Origin of the sequence: Nocardia cerradoensis NBRC 101014, from assembly GCF_000308535.1 — a bacterium.
In the GTDB taxonomy this organism is placed as follows: Bacteria; Actinomycetota; Actinomycetes; order Mycobacteriales; family Mycobacteriaceae; genus Nocardia; species Nocardia cerradoensis.
The window spans coordinates 1-17,006 of sequence record NZ_BAFW01000082.1 but is presented as its reverse complement, the minus strand read 5'-3'; the positions used below and the strand labels follow the sequence as shown (position 1 = coordinate 17,006).

Genomic DNA, 17,006 nt, shown 5'->3' with positions numbered 1-17,006 from the left:
GCGGCAGCGCGTCCAGATCCAGTTCCAGCGCGCAGGTGCGCGGCGGCAGCCCGCTGCGCTCGAGCACAGCCGGATGCAGTTCGCCGGCGTGGCCCACCACCGTGCCGTCGACCAGCAGTTCCGCGCAGCGGCCCGGGTGGAACGGCAGGTAGGCGGCGGGGCGGCGTTCGATGGTGACGCCGGCGGCATCGGCGACGGCATCGGCGAGGGCGAACGCGTCGGCCGCCTCGGCGACCCGGCCGGGTCCCCACGGGCCACGCGGTTCGCGCCGACCGGTCAGGACCGCGGCGACGTGCACGGGCTGGGCGGGCAGTGACTCGATGAGCTCGCGGATCTGCTCGTCGGTGGGACGGCGGTCGACCGGCAGTTCGGCCACCGCGTGGGTGTCCGGACCGGGCAGGACGACCTCGGCGATGCCGTAGATCGACAGATCGCGCTCACCCCGGGAGATGTTGCGGGCGGCCACCTCGAGCAGGGCGGGCAACAGCGTGGTCGCCAGTTCCGCCTTCTCCACGTCGAGCGGGTTCAGCACGCGCATGGTGTTGCGGCGCGGATCGTCGGCGTCCAGACCCCAGGTGTCGAAGACCCCGGCGGTCATGAAGATCGGCGCCGGCACCTCCACGCAGCCGGAGAAGGCGAGCGCACGGCTGACGGCCCGGCGACGGCGCTGCACGGCGGTGAGGCCGCGCCCGGCCGGAGCCTTCGGCAGCACCGAGGGAATCTGCTCCAGACCCTCGAGCCGCAGCACCTCCTCCACCAGATCGGCGGGCTGGGTGAGATCGGGCCGCCAGCTCGGTGGGGTCACGACCAGCTGACCGTGGCCGGTCTCGCTGACGCTCACCTCGACGGAGCAGCCGATCTGCGCGAGCCGGCGCGCCGAGGTACCGGTGGGATAGACGACGCCGGCGGTGCGGTCGGCCAGATCGATGTCCATCCGGATCGGTTCGGTGGCGGGCACCGGGAGCCGCACGTCGGTCAGCGCGGATTCGACTGTGCCACCGGCAATTTCGGCCAGCAGGGAGGCGGCGCGGTCCAGGGCGGCGACGTTGATCTCCGGATCGACCACGCGCTCGTAGCGTTTACCCGCCTCCGAGACCAGCTTGTGCCGGCGCGCGGTGCGGTAGACCGCCAGCGGATTCCAGGTCGCGGCCTCCAGCAGGATGTCGGTGGTGTCGTCGCCGACCTCGGTGCTCGCGCCGCCCATGATGCCGGCCAGCGAGATCACACCCGAATCATCGGTGATCACAACGTCTTCGGCGTCGAGTGTGCGCTCGGCCTCGTCGAGGGTGCGCAGCGTCTCACCGGTGTGCGCGCGCCGGATCACCAGCGGCCCATTCACTTTCGCGGCGTCGAAGGCGTGCAGCGGCTGCCCCAGTTCGAGCATCACGTAGTTGGTGACATCGACGGCGGGCGAGATCGGGCGGACCCCGGCCAGCAGCAGCCGGCGCTGCAACCACCACGGACTCACCGCGTTCGGGTCGACCCCGGTGACCCTGCGCACCGCGAACCGGGTGCAGCCGGATTCCGGTTCGACCGTCACCGGATACGCGTCGGCCTCGTCGTCGGGCAGCGTGCGCACCGCGGGATCGGCGTAGTCGAGGTCGAAACCGCAGGCGAGTTCGCGGGCCAGGCCGCGCACCGAGAAACAATAACCCCGGTCCGGGGTGATGTTGAGCTCGATCACCGTGTCGTCGAGGCCCAGCAGTTCGTTGGCGTCGGCGCCCGGTTCGGCGGTGCCCGGCTCCAGCACCAGAATGCCCGAATGATCCTTGCCGATACCGAGTTCGGCGACCGAGCAGATCATGCCGTTGGAGACGTGGCCGTAGGTCTTGCGCGAGCTGATGGCGAATCCACCCGGCAGCACACCGCCCGGCAGCACCACGACCACGAGGTCATCGACCGCGAAATTGCGCGCGCCGCAGACGATCTCCTGCAGTTCCGGCTTGCCGATATCGACCTTGCAGAACCGGATCGGCTTCTTGAACTCGGTCAGCTCGGTGATCTCGGCGACCCGGCCGACCACCAGCGGATGCTCGATATCGCCGGTGACCGGCCGCAGGGTGTCGAGTTCCTCGACCTCGAGGCCCACGCGGACGAAGCCGGCGTCGAGCTCCTCGGGGGTCAGCGACCAGCCGGGGTTGGTCCGCTGCAGGGTTTCCGTCAGCCAGGACTGCGCTACTCGCACGTGACGTTTCGCTTCCTCGTATGAAGGTTCTCGGGTGGTGGGTGTGGGCCGGACTCAGGCGCGGATGCCGAACGGCAGCGTGAAGCGCACATCGCCCTCGACGATGTCACGCATATCCGGAATGCCGTTGCGGAACTGCAGGGTGCGTTCGAGTCCCATACCGAAGGCGAATCCGCTGTAGACCTCGGGATCGATCCCGCTGGCGATCAGCACCTTCGGATTGACCATGCCGCAGCCGCCCCATTCGACCCAGCCGGCGCCGCCCTTCTTGTCCGGGAACCACACGTCGACCTCGGCGGAGGGCTCGGTGAACGGGAAGTAGTTGGGGCGCATGCGGGTTCGCGTATCAGGTCCGAACAGCGCCCGCGCGAAGGCGTCCAGCGTGCCACGCAGATGGGCCATGGTCAGGCCCTTGTCCACGGCCAGACCCTCGACCTGGGAGAAGACCGGGGTATGGGTGGCGTCGAGTTCGTCGGTGCGGAAGGTCCGGCCCGGGCAGACCACGTAGATCGGCAGCTCGCGCGACAGCATCGAGCGCACCTGCACCGGAGAGGTGTGGGTCCGCAGAACCTGGCGGGAGCCTTCCGGCGCGACGTGGAAGGTGTCCTGCATGGTGCGGGCCGGGTGGTCGGGCAGGAAGTTCAGCGCGTCGAAGTTGAAGTGCTCGGTCTCCACCTCGGGGCCCTCGGCGACCTCCCAGCCCATGCCGACGAAGACGTCCTCGATCTGCTCGGAGATCACCGTGATCGGATGACGCGCGCCGATCGGACCCCGCCGGGCCGGCAGTGTCACGTCGATCGCCTCGGCGACCAGGACGGCGGCGTCGCGTTCGGCGAGCAGCTGGGCGCGGCGGGCCTCGAAGGCGTCCGACACGCGGCCACGGGCCACGTTCACGCGCTTACCTGCATCGGCCTTGTCCTGTTTGGGCAGTCCGCCCATCGCCCGCTGAGCCAGCGCGATCGGCGACTTGCCGCCCATATGCTCGGTCTTGGCGGTGGCGAGCGCATCCAGGTCGGCCGCGGCCGCGAACGCCTTCTCCGCGGCGGCGGCCGCAGCGGAGAGAGCCTCTTCGCTGAGCGCCTCCGCCGGCGTCGCTGACTGCTCGGCTGCATCCTTCTCGTCGGCCACGATGGTTCGTCTCTCCCCTGGGCTGGTCGGGTCCGTGCGGTTACCTGCTCGCGCGCATCGGTATCGGCACATGCGATACACGACTCCGCGATGCCAACTATTGTCGCTGGTCGAATCGTAGGCGATGTCGGCAGGCCGCCTCACACGGATATTTCCGGCGTTCGGGCGTTCCGCGGCATCGGCCCGAACACCGGCAATCGGTGCCCGGGCCTCCCGGCCCGGGCACCGACCGCGCGCCGGACCCGATGTCACGCGTGGGCCGATGCGGTCACAGCGTCGTCGTGGCCCGGGTCCGGCGCACCGGCCGGCGCCTCGATCGCGACGATGTGGCGCGGCAGCCGCAGCGCGACGATCACGGCCCCGACCGCCACGATCACCGCGCCGGTCCACACGGCCGGAACCAGCCCGTCGACGAATCCCTGCGGACTCACATACGACCCGTGGGAGGCGAAGATCGAGGCCAGAATCGCGACACCGATCGCGACGCCCACTTCGCGGATGGTGTTGTTCGTGCCCGAGGCCATGGCGCGATCCTCGGCGGCGGCACTCGCCATGACGACGGTCGCGCTGGGCGCGAAGGTCAGGCCCATGCCGACGCCGCCGAGCACCATGGCGCCGATGAACGAGTCGTAGCCGGCGTCGACCGTACTCACCGTCGCCATCCAGGCCAGCGCCGCGGCGAGCATCACCTGCCCGGCCACCAGCATGGTGCGTGCGCCGATCCGTCCGACGAGCAGGCCCGCCAGCGGGGCCACGACCATGGGCGCGGCGGTCCAGGGAAGGGTGCGCAGACCGGATTCGAAGGGGCTGTAGCCGCGCACGACCTGGAAGTACTGCGAGATCAGGAAGATCGCACCGAAAACACCGACCGCGAAGGTGAAGCTGGTGATGTTGCTGACGCGGAAGGCACGCGACCGGAACAGTCGCAGCGGCAGCATCGGGGCGGGGGTTCGCCGCTCCCAGGCGATGAAGACGGCCAGCAGCGCGGCCCCGCCGAGCAGTCCGCTCAGCACCGGCGCGGAGGTCCAGCCGTCGTCGGCCCCGTGCACGACCGCCCACACGATCGCCAGCACTCCGCCCGCCGACAACACCAGTCCGAGCGGATCGAAACGCCGTGCGCCGCCGAAGGATTCACCGAGCACCCGGGCCGCGAAGGGCAGCACCGCGATGCCGATCGGCACGTTCAGCCAGAAGATCCACTGCCAGCTCAGGCCACCGACGACAGCACCGCCGACCACCGGCCCTACCGCGATGCCCAGTCCGGAGATGCCGCCCCAGATGCCGATCGCGGCACTGCGCATCTTCTCCGGCACCGCGTCGGACAGCAGCGTCAACGACAGCGGCATGACCGCCGCGCCGCCGAATCCCTGGATCGCGCGCGCGGCCACCAGCATCCACGGCTCGGTCGCCAGGGCGCAGGCCGCCGACGCGGCGGTGAACAGTGCGATGCCCGCGAGGAATATCCGGCGGCGACCGAAGCGGTCGCCGAGCGCGGAGGCGGTGAGCAGCAACGACGCGAAGGACAGGGTGTACGCGTTGACGAACCATTGCAGGTCGCTCAGCGAGGCGTTCAGTTCGGTGCGGATCACCGGCAGCGCGTTCGTGACGACCAGGTTGTCCAGCGCGACCATGAACATCGGGATGCCGACGGCGGCCAGGACAGCGCCCAACGGTCGGCGGAGGGGGCCGGAGGTGCCGGCCCGGGGGGTGGTTTCGAGGGTGGAGGTCATCGCAGATCCTTTGTTGTTATCGACTGATAACTTGATGTCGAAAGAGTATGCATCCGCTGATAACATGTCAACAGGTAACGGTGCGGGCTCCCTCCCCACCCGCACCACGACTACCGTGACCGTCGGACGACGTAAGGAGGACCATGGCGGAATCGACCCGCACGCGCCTGACCGCAGCCGAGCGCAGCGAGCAGGTGCTGGCCGCCGCGGTCACCGCGTTCGCCGAAACCGGTTACGCCGCAACGAAAACCGATGAGATCGCCCGGCTCGCCGGAGTATCGCAGCCCTACGTGATCCGGCTGTTCGGCACCAAGGAGCGACTGTTCGTCGCCGCGGTCAACCAGGCCTGCGGGCGGATCGAAGAGGTCTTCCGCGCGGCGCGCTCCGACGCCCCGGCGAACGCGACCGCCCAGGAAGCCTTGCAGGCGCTCGGCAAGGGATACGAGACCTTTCTCGCCGAACGGGAATTGCCGCTCCTCTTGTTGCACGGCTTCTCCGCCAGCGCCGATCCGGCGATCGGCGACAACGTCCGCGAGCGTTTCGGCCGCATCTACGATCTGGTTCGCGAACTCGCCGGTGCCGACGCCGACGATGCCCGCCGATTCATGGCCACCGGCATGCTCATCACGGTGATGACGGCCATGCAGGTGATCGGGCCCGACGCGGTGCCGACCCGCTGGGCCGAGGAAATCAACGCCTGCCTCCAGGACGACTGACCAGGCATTTCGCCCCTTCCGCGCCGATGTGATCGAGCACACCGCCCTTTCGGCCTTTGCGCAGCGTTCTCACAGGATTATAGTTACTTTCGTTAATCAACTTGTTTGATATCCCCCGAACACCTCTTGCTGCGGCGACATCGGCCCAACCGGCCGACCGCCGCATCGACCGCTTCCGGAAAGAGAACGATGGCAACCACCTCTGCGAACGACGCCGCGCGCAGATCCCCCGACACGGGTGAAGCGGCGGCGATGACGCACCGGCAGATCATGGAGGCCCTGTCCGGTCTGCTGCTGGGCATGTTCGTCGCGATCATCTCCTCCACGATCGTGACCAACGCGCTGCCGAAGATCATCGGCACGCTGGGCGGTGGACAGTCCGCCTACACCTGGGTCGTCACCGCCTCCCTGCTCGCGATGACGGCCACCACCCCGCTGTGGGGCAAACTCGCCGACCTGTTCAGCAAGAAGGCGCTCGTCCAGATCGCCCTGCTGATCTACGTGGCCGGTTCGGTGGTCGCGGGCCTGTCGCAGAATCCGGGCATGCTGATCGCCTGCCGCGCGGTGCAGGGCATCGGCGCGGGCGGTCTGTCCGCCCTGGCCCAGATCGTGATGGCCGCGATGATCTCGCCGCGCGAACGCGGCCGCTACAGCGGCTATCTGGGCGCGGTGTTCGCGGTGGCGACCGTCGGCGGCCCGCTGCTCGGCGGTGTCATCACCGACACCAGCTGGCTGGGCTGGCGCTGGTGCTTCTACGTCGGTGTGCCGTTCGCGGTGGTCGCGCTGATCGTGCTGCAGCGCACGCTGCGTCTGCCCGTCACCCGGCGCGAGGTGAAGGTCGACTGGCTGGGCGCGTTCCTGGTGACCGCGGCGGTGTGCCTGCTGCTGGTGTGGGTCACCTTCGCCGGCGACAAGTACGCATGGGCCTCCTGGCAGACCCTGGTGATGGTGCTCGGCGCCGTCGCACTGGCCGTGCTGTTCGTCTTCGCCGAACTGCGGGCCGCCGAGCCGATCGTGCCGATGCACCTGTTCGCCAACCGCACCATCAGCCTCGCCTCGGCCGCCTCGCTGTTCATCGGCGTCGCGATGTTCGCGGGCACGGTGTTCTTCAGCCAGTACTTCCAGCTGGCGCGCGGCGAATCGCCCACGATGTCGGGCATCATGACCATCCCGATGATCGGCGGCCTGTTCATCTCCTCCACCGTGTCGGGCCAGATCATCACCCGCACCGGCCGGTGGAAGGCGTGGCTGGTCACCGGCGGCTTCCTGGTGACCGCGGGCCTGGGCCTGCTCGGCACCATACGCTACGACACCAACTACTGGCTGGTGGCGATCTACATGGCGATGATGGGCCTGGGCATCGGTATGACGATGCAGAACCTGGTGCTGTGCACCCAGAACCAGGTGGCGCCGCACGAACTGGGCGCGGCCAGCTCACTGGTCACGTTCTTCCGCAGCCTCGGCGGTGCGATCGGCGTCTCGGCGCTCGGCGCGGTGATGGCCGAGCGGGTGAAGGACTACATCAGCGACGGGCTGAGCCACCTGAACCCGGCCGCGGCCGGAGCCATGGGCGGCGGCAGCCGGATCCCGGATCTCGCCGCACTGCCCAGCCCGGTTCGCACGGTCGTCGAGGACGGCTACGGTCACGGCATCGCCGATGTGTTCCTCATCGCGGCACCCATCGCGCTCGTCGCCTTCCTGCTGACCCTGTTCATCAAGGAGGTCGCGCTGCGGACCAGTGGCGCGCTGGCTCAGGCCGCCGAGTCGGGGCCGGAGCCGGTGCTCTCGGCCCAGGTCATGGCCGAGGACGCCTCGGGCCTGGTGCCGGAGGAGTTCGTGAGCACCGGAATCACGATCCACGGCCGCGTCCAGGCCGGTGACGGCTCGCCGGTGACGCGCACCGCGCTCACCCTGATCTCTCCCACCGGCCGCCAGATCGGCCGCGCCATCGCCCGCGGCGACGGGCACTACGCGCTCGACGCACCGGAGCCCGGTTCCTATGTGCTGATCGCCTCCGCCGACGGCTTCCAGCCGCAGGCCACGCCGATCACCGTGGGCGCCCGACCGCTGGAACACGATGTGCGCCTGAGCGGTATGAGCGGATTGGCCGGCACCGTGCGAGCGGCCGACGACGGCACCCCGGTGCCCGATGCGCTGGTGATCGTCACCGACAGCCGCGGCGATGTGCTGGCGGCGGGCGCGTCCGGTCCCGAGGGCGACTACGCGCTGACCGAACTGGTTCCCGGATCGGTGACCGTCGCCGTCAACGCCGCCACGTTCCAGCCGGTCGCGCTGCCGGCGGAGGTCGCGGGCCAGGGCATCACCCAGCTCGACGTGGTGCTCTCGCGCGGCGCCCAGCTGCGGGGTGTCGTACACGGCGCCCACGGTCCGGTGCGCGATGCCCGGGTGACCCTCGTCGATGCGGGAGGTGCGGTGATCGACAGCACCACCACCGACGCGGACGGCAGTTACCTGTTCGCCAATCTGGCGGTCGGCGACTACACGGTGGTGGCGGCCGGTTACCCGGCGACCACCTCCACGCTGACACTGGCCGCGGGCACCGGTGACGACCACGTGATCGAGTTGGCGCACCCGCGCGACTGATCGAGAAAAGTGTGGGCGCCGGATACGAATATCCGGCGCCCACAGTCGTATTCGGCACCCGCCGACACGTCGTAGCTGTCCGGCACGGTCTGCGTGACGGACCGGGCACCGTGGCTGTCGCGCTGGAGCTGAGCGGGTGCTATGGGCGGTGGCGTACCCGAGCGTCGGCGTAGAGGCAGATCGCGGCGGCGGCGGCCAGGTTCAGGCTTTCCGCGCGGCCGTGGATGGGGATGCGGATGCGATGGTCCGCGCGGGCGGCGACGGCCGGGTCCAGCCCGTGCGCCTCGTTGCCGAAAAGCCATGCGGTGCCGCCGGATTCGCCCGCGGTGCGAAGCAGCTCCTCGGCATCGTCGAGGTCGACCTCGCCGCGCGCGGTGGTGGCCAGGACGGTGATGCCGTTGTCGCGCAGGGTCGTCAGCACCGCGTCGATATCGCGGTCGCGCGCGATCGGGACGTGGAACAGGCTGCCCGCGCAGGCGCGCACACATTTGCCGTTGTGCGGATCCACCGAATCCCCAGCCAGCACGACACCGTTCGCACCGACGGCATCGGCCACGCGAATCAGAGTTCCCGCATTGCCCGGATCGGACATCTCGACCGGCACCGCCAGCATGCGAGCCGAGGCCGCTGCACCTTCCACCGCGTCACGTGCCGACGCGGTGCCCGAAAGCACCTGCCCCAGCGGCACATCCACGAGCCGGCACACCGCGACCAAACCCGGCGGCGTGACGGTCTCGCCCAGATGTTCGGCGGCCCGCTCACTCACCAGGCTGGTGCGGACTCCGAGCGCGGCGGCCGTGGCCACCAGTTCGTGTTCGCGTTCGGCGGCGCGACTCGAGTAGAACAGCTCCTCGACCCGCTCGGTATCGAGGGCCGCGGCCACGGAATTGGCGCCCTCGGCCAGAAACAGGCCGGTTTTGCGACGCGAGGCGGAGCGGTGCAGTTTGACAGCGGAAACGACCCGCGGATTGCGTTCCGACAGTTCCGGATTCGTCCGGTCGTCGGAGCCGCGCTCCGCGGGTCGTTTCGACGTGTTGGTCAACTGGTCCCAGCTCAGGCGGCCGGGGCGTTGACATCCTCCGGCAGGGCGGCCTTGGCCACCGCCACCAGGCCGGCGAACGCCTCGGCGTCGGAGACGGCGAGCTCGGCGAGGATCTTGCGGTCGACCTCGACACCCGCGGCCTTCAGGCCCTGGATGAAGCGGTTGTAGGTGATGTCGTTGAGCCGAGCCGCGGCGTTGATGCGCGCGATCCACAGCTTGCGGAAGTCACCCTTGCGCGCCCGGCGGTCCCGGTAGGCGTAGGTGAGCGAGTGCAGCTGCTGTTCCTTGGCCTTGCGGTACAGCCGCGAGCGCTGCCCGCGGTAGCCCTTGGAGGCCTCGAGCACGGAACGGCGCTTCTTCTGAGCGTTGACGGCCCTTTTGACGCGTGCCACTGGTCAGTCCTTGTTCGATCGAGGGGCGCGGCGGCGCCCACAGGTTGGGAGAGGGAACGGTGCGCGAGCGCGCTCAGATACCGAGCAGCTTCTTCACGCGACGGACGTCAGCGGGCGCGACGACCTCCGTGCCGTCCAGACGACGAGTCCGGCGGCTGGACTTGTGCTCGAGCAGGTGGCGACGGTTCGCCTGCTGGCGCAGCAGCTTGCCGCGACCGGACACCTTGAATCGCTTCGAGGTGCCGCTGTGGCTCTTCATCTTCGGCATGGATTCCTCAATCTTGTCTCGTTCCGGCGGCATCGCGTCGTGCGATACCGCCGGTGCTGTATCGGTTTACTGCGGGCTGGCCGCTTCGGCTTCCGGCGCGGGCGCCGAACCGGCCGCAGCGTCGCCCCCAGCGGGCGCGGAACTGCCCGGCGCCGAACCACGCTGCGCGGTCTGCTGCGCGGCGGTCTGCGCCTTCACCCGGGTCTTCGCGCCCTTGTGAGGTGCGAGGACCATCGTCATGTTCCGGCCGTCCTGCTTGGCGGAGGTCTCCACGAAGCCGAGGTCGGCGACATCGGAGGCCAGCCGCTGCAGCAGCCGGAAACCGAGTTCGGGACGCGACTGCTCGCGACCACGGAACATGATGGTGACCTTGACCTTGGACCCGGCCTCGAGGAACCGCATCACGTGTCCCCGCTTGGTCGCGTAGTCGTGGTCATCGATCTTCGGACGGAGCTTCTGCTCCTTGATCACGGTCTGCTGCTGGTTCTTGCGGGACTCGCGCGCCTTCTGCGCGGTCTCGTACTTGAACTTGCCGTAGTCCATGATCTTGCAGACCGGTGGACGCGCGTCCGGTGCGACCTCGACGAGGTCGAGGTCAGCCTCTTGGGCGACGCGTAGTGCATCTTCAACACGCACGATCCCCACCTGCTCACCCCCCGGTCCGATGAGTCGGACCTCGGGCACGCGGATGCGATCGTTGATGCGGGTCTCAGTGCTGATGGGGCCTCCTAGGTCAAGCGGTGTCATCCAACGACCGCGAGCAACAACTGCAACCCCATACCCAACACGAAAGCCCCGTTGCGGTATTTCACCGCCACGGGGCCCGAATGTCGACCGGTCGCCGCGGGCGTCCACCAACAGGACTGCCACCTCGACCTCGCCACGGACGGATCCGAGCGAGAACCCGCCGCATACGGCGGGTGACCGGACCATCGAACCTGGCACGCAGGCCGGCCGATGGTGGGAGTCGGGCTCCACTTACAGCCCCGAACCGGTGCACTGGATCGGTTCCAGCACAGGACCGGGGCGGTCGTCGCCGACCACTTTAACACCGTGGGCGCCCCTACTCCCAATCGGCCGCCCCCGCAACCCGTCGACGCGAACTCGATGACATGCTACGGATATGAGCGAGCATGCCGGCGACCCGTCGGCCCTGAGTGAGTCCGCCGATCAGGAAACGGTGCGGGAGCTGGCCGACATCCCCGCCGTCGAGGTGATCAGCCGGGCCGCGGTGATGCTGATGAGCTCGGCCGCCGAGAAGCTCGGCCTCGCCGACGAGGATCCCGACTCCAGCCCTCGCCGCGATCTGGACGAGGCCCGCCGCGTGATCACGGCACTCGCCGGTCTGGTGACGGCCTCGGTCGAATATCTGGGCCCGCACGCCGGACCCATCCGCGAGGGTCTGCAGTCGCTGCAGCGCGCGTTCCGGGAGTCGTCGGCGCATCCGGATGCGCCGGGCGCGGGACCGGGCGAGAAGTACACCGGGCCGGTCTACTGAGCTGAGGCCCTGTCCGGCGCGGCAAGCTCCGCTGGCGGCCTGGCCGCGCTGATCGCAGCCGCACTCCGCGCAGTCCCTCGACGCCATGGGTCGCCGAAGTCGTATGCGGCGGGCACGGAGATCCGCTGCGCTATGGCCGGGCGCGAGAATGGCCCGGCCGGCGCGACGACGGACGGCCGCCGGACGCGCTCAGCGGTGCTTCCTTCGGCCTGCCGGCGGCACATGTGCGTCGCGCATTCACCGCGCGGCGATTCCCGACAACAGGGTGGCGACGACGGCCTCGACCGGGGGTGGCACGAACGGGCGCGGCGTTCCCGACAGCAACGACGACAGCACCGCGTCGTGGCAGATGCCGATCAGGACGGCGGCGGCCGCGTCGACGTCCGCATCGGCCGCGACTCGGCCCAGTTCACGTTCGGCGCGCAGATACTCGACCAGCTGTTCGCGCCACATCCGTTGCCGGCCTTCCGTTTCGGCGAATCTGGCCAGGACCGCGGGCTGGGTGACGAGGCCCGCGAACACCGGTAATACCGCCTGATGCAGGGCCAGCCCCTGGCGCAGGCACACCGCCAGATTCTCCGCGAGTTCGCCGCTGCCCGCGACGGGTAGCGGCGGGAAGCTCCGATCCACCGATTCGACATGGGCCCGCAGCGCCGCGGCGAGCAGTTCTTCCTTGTCGTCGAAATGGTTGTAGAGCACCCCGTCGGACACCCCGGCGGCCCGGGCGATGGCGCGCACGGTGAGCCCGGCGGCGCCCCGCTCGGCGAACAACTTCTCGGCCGTGGCGATCAGATGCGCACGCAGGTCGTGGTCGTCGCGGTCGTGTAGTGCCGCCGCCCGTCGGGGTGACATGGGACCTACGGTAGTGCGACGGTGGCGGTGACGAGCCGGGAGGCCGCGCGCAACCGGACCGGGCCGTCACCGGCGAACGGCGCGAGCGCGGCGGCGACGGCTGCGCGGACCTCGGCGTCGGTGCCGAAATCGTTGCGCAGCCGGTGATATCGCACGGGCCCCCAGCCGACGACGAATTCGGTGGCATCGTCGACATCCGCGCCCCAGACGCTGTCGGTGACGACGAGTTCGTTTCCGACATCGGCGAATCCGGCCGCGCCGAGCAGGTCGGCGGTGGCCGCGGCATCGGCGAAGGCACTGAAGCCGTGTCCCACCTCGAAACCGGGCAGATGCGCCGCGGCGGCGGCGAAGACGCCGGCGATCTCGGAGTCCGCCATGGCCGGAACCGCCACCGCGAGCCGCCCGCCGGGCCCCAGCGCACGGGAGATGTTGGTGAACGCCGCCACCGGATCGGCGAAGAACATGATGCCGAACCGGCTCGTCGCCACATCGTAGGAGCCCGGTGCGAAGCCGAACACCTGCGCGTCGCCCTGCTCGAACGAGACATTGTGCACGCCTTCGGCTTCGGCGAGCAGGCGTGCCCGCGCGAGCATCGGCCCGGAGAGGTCGACCCCGGTCGCCGAGGCCGCCCTGCGCGCCGCCGCCCGCGTCAATTGGCCGTTGCCGCAACCGATGTCGAGGACGCGATCCCCCGGCGCGATTTTCGCCGCGGCCAGCAACGGCTCGTTGATGCCCGAGTTCACCGCGTCGTAGCGGTCGGCATGGTCGGCCCAGTGTTCACCCTCGTATCCGTTCCACGCCTCGGACTGCGCGGTGTTGACGATGTGGGTCATCACGATCTCCTCGTCATTGTTATGAACAAGCGTTCATGAACGTCTGTTCATAATGGTCGATGCGTTGTCGGGCGTCAAGGGTGTCCGGGCCGGGCGAGCCTCGCCGGCGGCACACCGTTCGACGGGGACCCGCGTTGGCTCGGATCAGTTGTCGCGCACTGCGATTCGACGCAGAGCCGCTTCTGTCTCTTCTGCGAGAACGCCCACCAGTTCGGTGGCCGAAGCGATCGAGGTGATCCGGTCGACGGCTTGGCCCGCCCACACCGGCACGGCGGTGAGGTCGTTGCGGGCGGCGGCGTCACGGTATTCGCGCAGGGCTGCCTCGTCGGTGCGCAGTTCGTCGTCGCGGCCTCGCCACCGGTCGATGAAGGTGTTGCGCAACGTGCGGGCGGGATACTTCTCCGGCCACGGCGCGCCGCGGGCGATGTCGAGAGTCCAGTTGACCTCGGTATCGCCGCCGGTGGCATCCACCAGGGCCTTGCCCAAATCGGCGGGCACCAGGGCCTCGTGGGTCGCCTGGAAGCGGGTACCCACCATCGCCCCGGCCGCGCCGAGCGCCAAGGCGGCCGCGATCGCGCGACCGTCGGCGATGCCGCCGGCGGCGAGCACCGGCACCGCACCCGCCAGATCGACGACCGTCGGCACGAACGAGAGGGTTCCGATGCCCTGGGCGGCGCAGTGCCCGCCGGCGTCGCTGCCCTGCGCCACCAGCACATCCGCGCCCGCGTCCAGCGCCCGGCGCGCCTCGTCGGCATCGGTGACCTGGACGATCAACACCGCACCCGCGTCCCGGACGGTCGCGGCCAGCGGCAGCGGATCGCCGAAGGACAACAGGACCGCCGCAGGATCGAACGACAGCGCGTGGTCCAGGACGGTCCGGTCGATCGCCCAGCTCAGGAAGCCGACTCCCCATGGCGCGGTGGTGTTCTCGCGCACCAGCCGCAGTTCGCGCTCGACCCACTCCCGATCCCCGCGACCGCCACCGACGAGCCCCAGGCCGCCACCCTCGGACACCGCGGCGGCCAGCGCCCCGCCCGCTTCCCCACCCATCGGCGCGGACACGATCGGGTGGCGGACGGAGAGAATATCGGTGAATGCAGTCGGGATCGCCATAGACCGATCGTCGCAGGCGTGTGCGGCGGACGGGCGGCGGCGTGCGGACCGGTTGGTCGTTATCGCGCTCGAGTACCACCGCCTTCTCGCGGTGACTTGCCCCAACGCGGGCATTTTCGCCTTCGGCGCTCGGTAGCCGCCTTCTATGATTCGCCGAATGTCTTCATGGGTACGTTCCAGCGGAAGACGTGACGATACCGGGGTGCAGCATGACCGCCAGAAGAGATCTGGACCACGAACTCGGCGGCCCGACCGCCGCCACGGATCTACTGACCGATCACGAGTGCGCCGACCTGTTGCTGCTGTTCACGCAGGCGCGTCAGGAGGAGGCGCGGGCGCTGTCGCAGTCGGTGGACGCGATGATCAGCGCCCTGCCGCGGCCGCTGCGCACCCCGGCGAAGAAGATCATGTTCGGGAACCTGCTGGACTGATGACGGATCCGGTTACCCGCGCTCAGCTCATCCTGCTCGCCCGCACCCTGCACGTACCGCCGGAGCGACTCGCGTATCTGGAACGGCTCGGCGCCCGGAATCTGCACGAATTACAGCAGCGGATGGCCGCGATCGTCTTCGATCAGCATGCCGAAACCTTCAGGCGGATCAGCAGATTGGTGCCGATCATCCCGCTCGGCATCTCGATGCCGCTGGTGCAGAAACTGGTGCCGCCGGCGCTGACCGGGCGCGCGGCCGGCGCGGTGGGCGTCGACCATCCGAAGAAGGCCGCCGAAACCGTCGCGCTGCTGGGCATCGGCTACGCGGCCGACTGCGCGCCGTATCTGGATCCGCGCACGGTCGGCGAGCTGGCCGATATCGCGCCGCCGGAACCGATCGTGCAGATCGTCAACGAGGTGCTGCGCCGGCGCGACTACATCACCGCGGGGCCGTTTCTCGGCTATGCCTCGCCACGGTTGATCGAGGCCGTGGAGCGCGGCGTGCCCGACGACGAAGGCCTGATCTTCTCGGCGTCGTTCGCGTTCTCGACCAGCGCCCTGACCTCGGTACTGCGCCAGTTGCTGAACGGCCCGGCGCGCCGGATGCCGCGCATGATCCAGACCGTCCTGCACGGGTCGCCGGAATTGCGGCTGGCGGCGTTGTCGATCTTCGCGCGCTGCGACGCCGACGTCGTCGCGGACGTCGGCGATATCGTGCTGGGCGTCGGGACGCCCGCCGTGCTGTGCAATCTGGTGACGACCGCGATCCACGGCCGGGCGGTGCGCGATATGGCCGTCTTCTTCGACACCCTGCGTCCGGCCGCCCTGGCTGCGATGGCGGCACTGCCGATCTTCACCGATCCCGCGGTGGCCGCCGCCCTGCTGCAGGGCCTGGAGGGCTGCTCCGATCCGCCGCCGTGGCGCGGATTGTTCGCCCTGCTGGCACAGCTCGATCCCACGATGCGGCCGGCGCTGGCCGCTATGCTCGCGCAGCAGTCCGACGCCACGATCGCGGCGCTGCCCTCGCACGCCACCGAGGCCGATCTCTGGCCCGTCCTGCTGGATATCGTTGCCGCCGGCGATCATTCGGTCCAGGAGCGGATCGGCAGCCGCTGGGCGATGCTGCCGCCGGAGCGCCGCGCGGGTGTGCAATGGCATCTGGACGAACGCGGCGACGACCCGCGGCTGACCACGGTGGCCCGAGCCGTGGCCGCCAGTTCGGTCTCGGTGGAAGAGGTCTTCTTCCGGCGCCGGCAGCTCGGCCGGCGCCGCGGCGCCGACAGCTGGGACGCCGTCTGAACCTCGAGCCGCGGCGGACCCACCGGAAGTCCGGCGAGTCCGTCGCGCGATGCTCGCGGCTCAGCCTACGGCAGCGGCCTTCCGGCGCCCGGCCGGTTTCGCCGCCGCCTTGGCAGCCGTCGCCTTCTTGGGCTTGGTCGTCTTCTTCGGTGCGGCCGGCTTCTCGAGGACCTCGCGCAGGAACTGGCCGGTGTAGCTGTCGGCAACGGCCGCAACATCTTCCGGGGTGCCCTGCGCGATCACGGTGCCACCGCCGGAGCCGCCCTCGGGACCCATATCGATCACCCAGTCGGAGGTCTTGATGACGTCCAGGTTGTGTTCGATGACGATCACCGTATTGCCCTTGTCGACCAGTCCGTTGATCACCGCGAGCAGTTTGCGGATGTCCTCGAAGTGCAGGCCGGTGGTCGGCTCGTCGAGGATGTAGACGGTGCGCCCGGTCGACCGCTTCTGCAGTTCGGCGGCCAGTTTCACGCGCTGTGCCTCACCACCGGACAGGGTCGGGGCGCTCTGGCCGAGCCGCACATATCCCAGGCCGACATCGACCAGTGTCTTGAGGTAGCGGTGGATCGAGGTCACCGGCTCGAAGAATTCGGCCGCCTCCTCGATCGACATGTCGAGTACCTCGGCGATGGTCTTGCCCTTGTAGTGCACCTCGAGGGTTTCCCGGTTGTAGCGGGCGCCGTGGCACACCTCGCAGGGCACGTACACATCCGGCAGGAAGTTCATCTCGATCTTCAACGTGCCGTCACCGGAACAGGCCTCGCACCGCCCGCCCTTGACGTTGAAGGAGAACCGGCCCGGCTGATAACCGCGCACCTTCGCCTCGGTGGTCGCCGCGAACAGGGTGCGGATCTTGTCGAAGACGCCGGTGTAGGTGGCCGGGTTCGAACGCGGGGTGCGCCCGATCGGGGAC

16 protein-coding genes are annotated in these 17,006 nt (G+C 69.4%); 5 read left to right on the top strand and 11 right to left on the bottom strand.

All coding sequences use genetic code 11. The annotated features are described in order from the left end of the window. From pheT to ON23_RS09605, 3 genes are all read right to left on the bottom strand, one after another. Positions 1 to 2,185, bottom strand: a 2,185-nt coding sequence (gene pheT, locus ON23_RS09615; RefSeq protein WP_039777615.1) for a phenylalanine--tRNA ligase subunit beta, incomplete at its 3' end; no start/stop codon positions are given. A 54-nt stretch (positions 2,186 to 2,239) separates the two neighbouring features. Then, positions 2,240 to 3,313, bottom strand: a complete 1,074-nt coding sequence (pheS, locus tag ON23_RS09610; RefSeq protein WP_039777614.1) for a phenylalanine--tRNA ligase subunit alpha — start codon at positions 3,311 to 3,313, stop codon at positions 2,240 to 2,242. A 248-nt stretch (positions 3,314 to 3,561) separates the two neighbouring features. Next, positions 3,562 to 5,043 carry an MFS transporter gene (locus ON23_RS09605; RefSeq protein ID WP_083903810.1) on the bottom strand — a complete coding sequence of 494 codons (1,482 nt, stop codon included), beginning with the start codon at positions 5,041 to 5,043 and terminating at the stop codon, positions 3,562 to 3,564. Between the two features lie 143 nt (positions 5,044 to 5,186). Between ON23_RS09605 and ON23_RS09600 the strand changes: the two genes are divergently transcribed. After that, entirely contained in the window at positions 5,187 to 5,759 is a 573-nt protein-coding gene (locus ON23_RS09600) for a TetR/AcrR family transcriptional regulator (protein WP_039777613.1), read from the top strand. A 189-nt stretch (positions 5,760 to 5,948) separates the two neighbouring features. Beyond that, entirely contained in the window at positions 5,949 to 8,363 is a 2,415-nt protein-coding gene (locus ON23_RS09595) for an MFS transporter (RefSeq protein WP_083903809.1), read from the top strand. 139 nt (positions 8,364 to 8,502) lie between these two features. Here ON23_RS09595 and ON23_RS09590 read toward each other — a convergent pair whose 3' ends face one another. The 4 genes from ON23_RS09590 to infC all read right to left on the bottom strand — a co-directional run bounded on the left by ON23_RS09590 (position 8,503) and on the right by infC (position 10,812). After that, positions 8,503 to 9,345, bottom strand: a complete 843-nt coding sequence (locus tag ON23_RS09590) for a TrmH family RNA methyltransferase (protein ID WP_039777616.1) — start codon at positions 9,343 to 9,345, stop codon at positions 8,503 to 8,505. Positions 9,346 to 9,416: 71 nt separating this feature from the next. Then, positions 9,417 to 9,797, bottom strand: coding sequence for a 50S ribosomal protein L20 (gene rplT / locus ON23_RS09585; protein ID WP_025348785.1), 381 nt, complete (start codon positions 9,795 to 9,797; stop codon positions 9,417 to 9,419). A 73-nt stretch (positions 9,798 to 9,870) separates the two neighbouring features. Next, positions 9,871 to 10,065, bottom strand: coding sequence for a 50S ribosomal protein L35 (gene rpmI / locus ON23_RS09580; RefSeq protein ID WP_030518931.1), 195 nt, complete (start codon positions 10,063 to 10,065; stop codon positions 9,871 to 9,873). Positions 10,066 to 10,131: 66 nt separating this feature from the next. Then, complete coding sequence (infC, locus tag ON23_RS09575; RefSeq protein ID WP_036500642.1) at positions 10,132 to 10,812, bottom strand: translation initiation factor IF-3; 681 nt, start codon at positions 10,810 to 10,812, stop codon at positions 10,132 to 10,134. A 376-nt stretch (positions 10,813 to 11,188) separates the two neighbouring features. On the opposite strand from infC, the gene ON23_RS09570 reads away from it, so the two are divergent. After that, positions 11,189 to 11,563: a DUF1844 domain-containing protein gene (locus ON23_RS09570; RefSeq protein WP_051042309.1), complete on the top strand. Its 375-nt coding sequence runs from the start codon at positions 11,189 to 11,191 to the stop codon at positions 11,561 to 11,563. A gap of 237 nt (positions 11,564 to 11,800) precedes the next feature. On the opposite strand, the gene ON23_RS09565 is transcribed toward ON23_RS09570, so the two are convergent. The 3 genes from ON23_RS09565 to ON23_RS09555 form a co-directional block, all read right to left on the bottom strand. Further along, entirely contained in the window at positions 11,801 to 12,415 is a 615-nt protein-coding gene (locus tag ON23_RS09565; RefSeq protein ID WP_039777611.1) for a TetR/AcrR family transcriptional regulator, read from the bottom strand. A 5-nt stretch (positions 12,416 to 12,420) separates the two neighbouring features. Continuing rightward, positions 12,421 to 13,248, bottom strand: a complete 828-nt coding sequence (locus ON23_RS39185; protein ID WP_039777610.1) for a class I SAM-dependent methyltransferase — start codon at positions 13,246 to 13,248, stop codon at positions 12,421 to 12,423. A 144-nt stretch (positions 13,249 to 13,392) separates the two neighbouring features. Further along, positions 13,393 to 14,361 (bottom strand): NAD(P)H-dependent flavin oxidoreductase, encoded by a 969-nt coding sequence (locus tag ON23_RS09555; RefSeq protein ID WP_039777609.1) that lies wholly within the window; start codon positions 14,359 to 14,361, stop codon positions 13,393 to 13,395. A 209-nt stretch (positions 14,362 to 14,570) separates the two neighbouring features. On the opposite strand from ON23_RS09555, the gene ON23_RS09550 reads away from it, so the two are divergent. Continuing rightward, the gene (locus ON23_RS09550) at positions 14,571 to 14,792 is read left to right on the top strand and encodes a hypothetical protein (RefSeq protein ID WP_039777607.1); all 222 of its coding nucleotides are present in this window, start codon (positions 14,571 to 14,573) and stop codon (positions 14,790 to 14,792) included. Beyond that, the gene (locus tag ON23_RS09545) at positions 14,792 to 16,090 is read left to right on the top strand and encodes a hypothetical protein (protein WP_039777606.1); all 1,299 of its coding nucleotides are present in this window, start codon (positions 14,792 to 14,794) and stop codon (positions 16,088 to 16,090) included. The genes ON23_RS09550 and ON23_RS09545 overlap by 1 nt, the downstream gene beginning before the upstream one ends. Before the next feature lie 60 nt (positions 16,091 to 16,150). On the opposite strand, the gene ON23_RS09540 is transcribed toward ON23_RS09545, so the two are convergent. Then, a partial coding sequence (locus ON23_RS09540) for an ATP-binding cassette domain-containing protein (RefSeq protein ID WP_039777604.1) occupies positions 16,151 to 17,006 on the bottom strand: 856 nt, incomplete at its 5' end.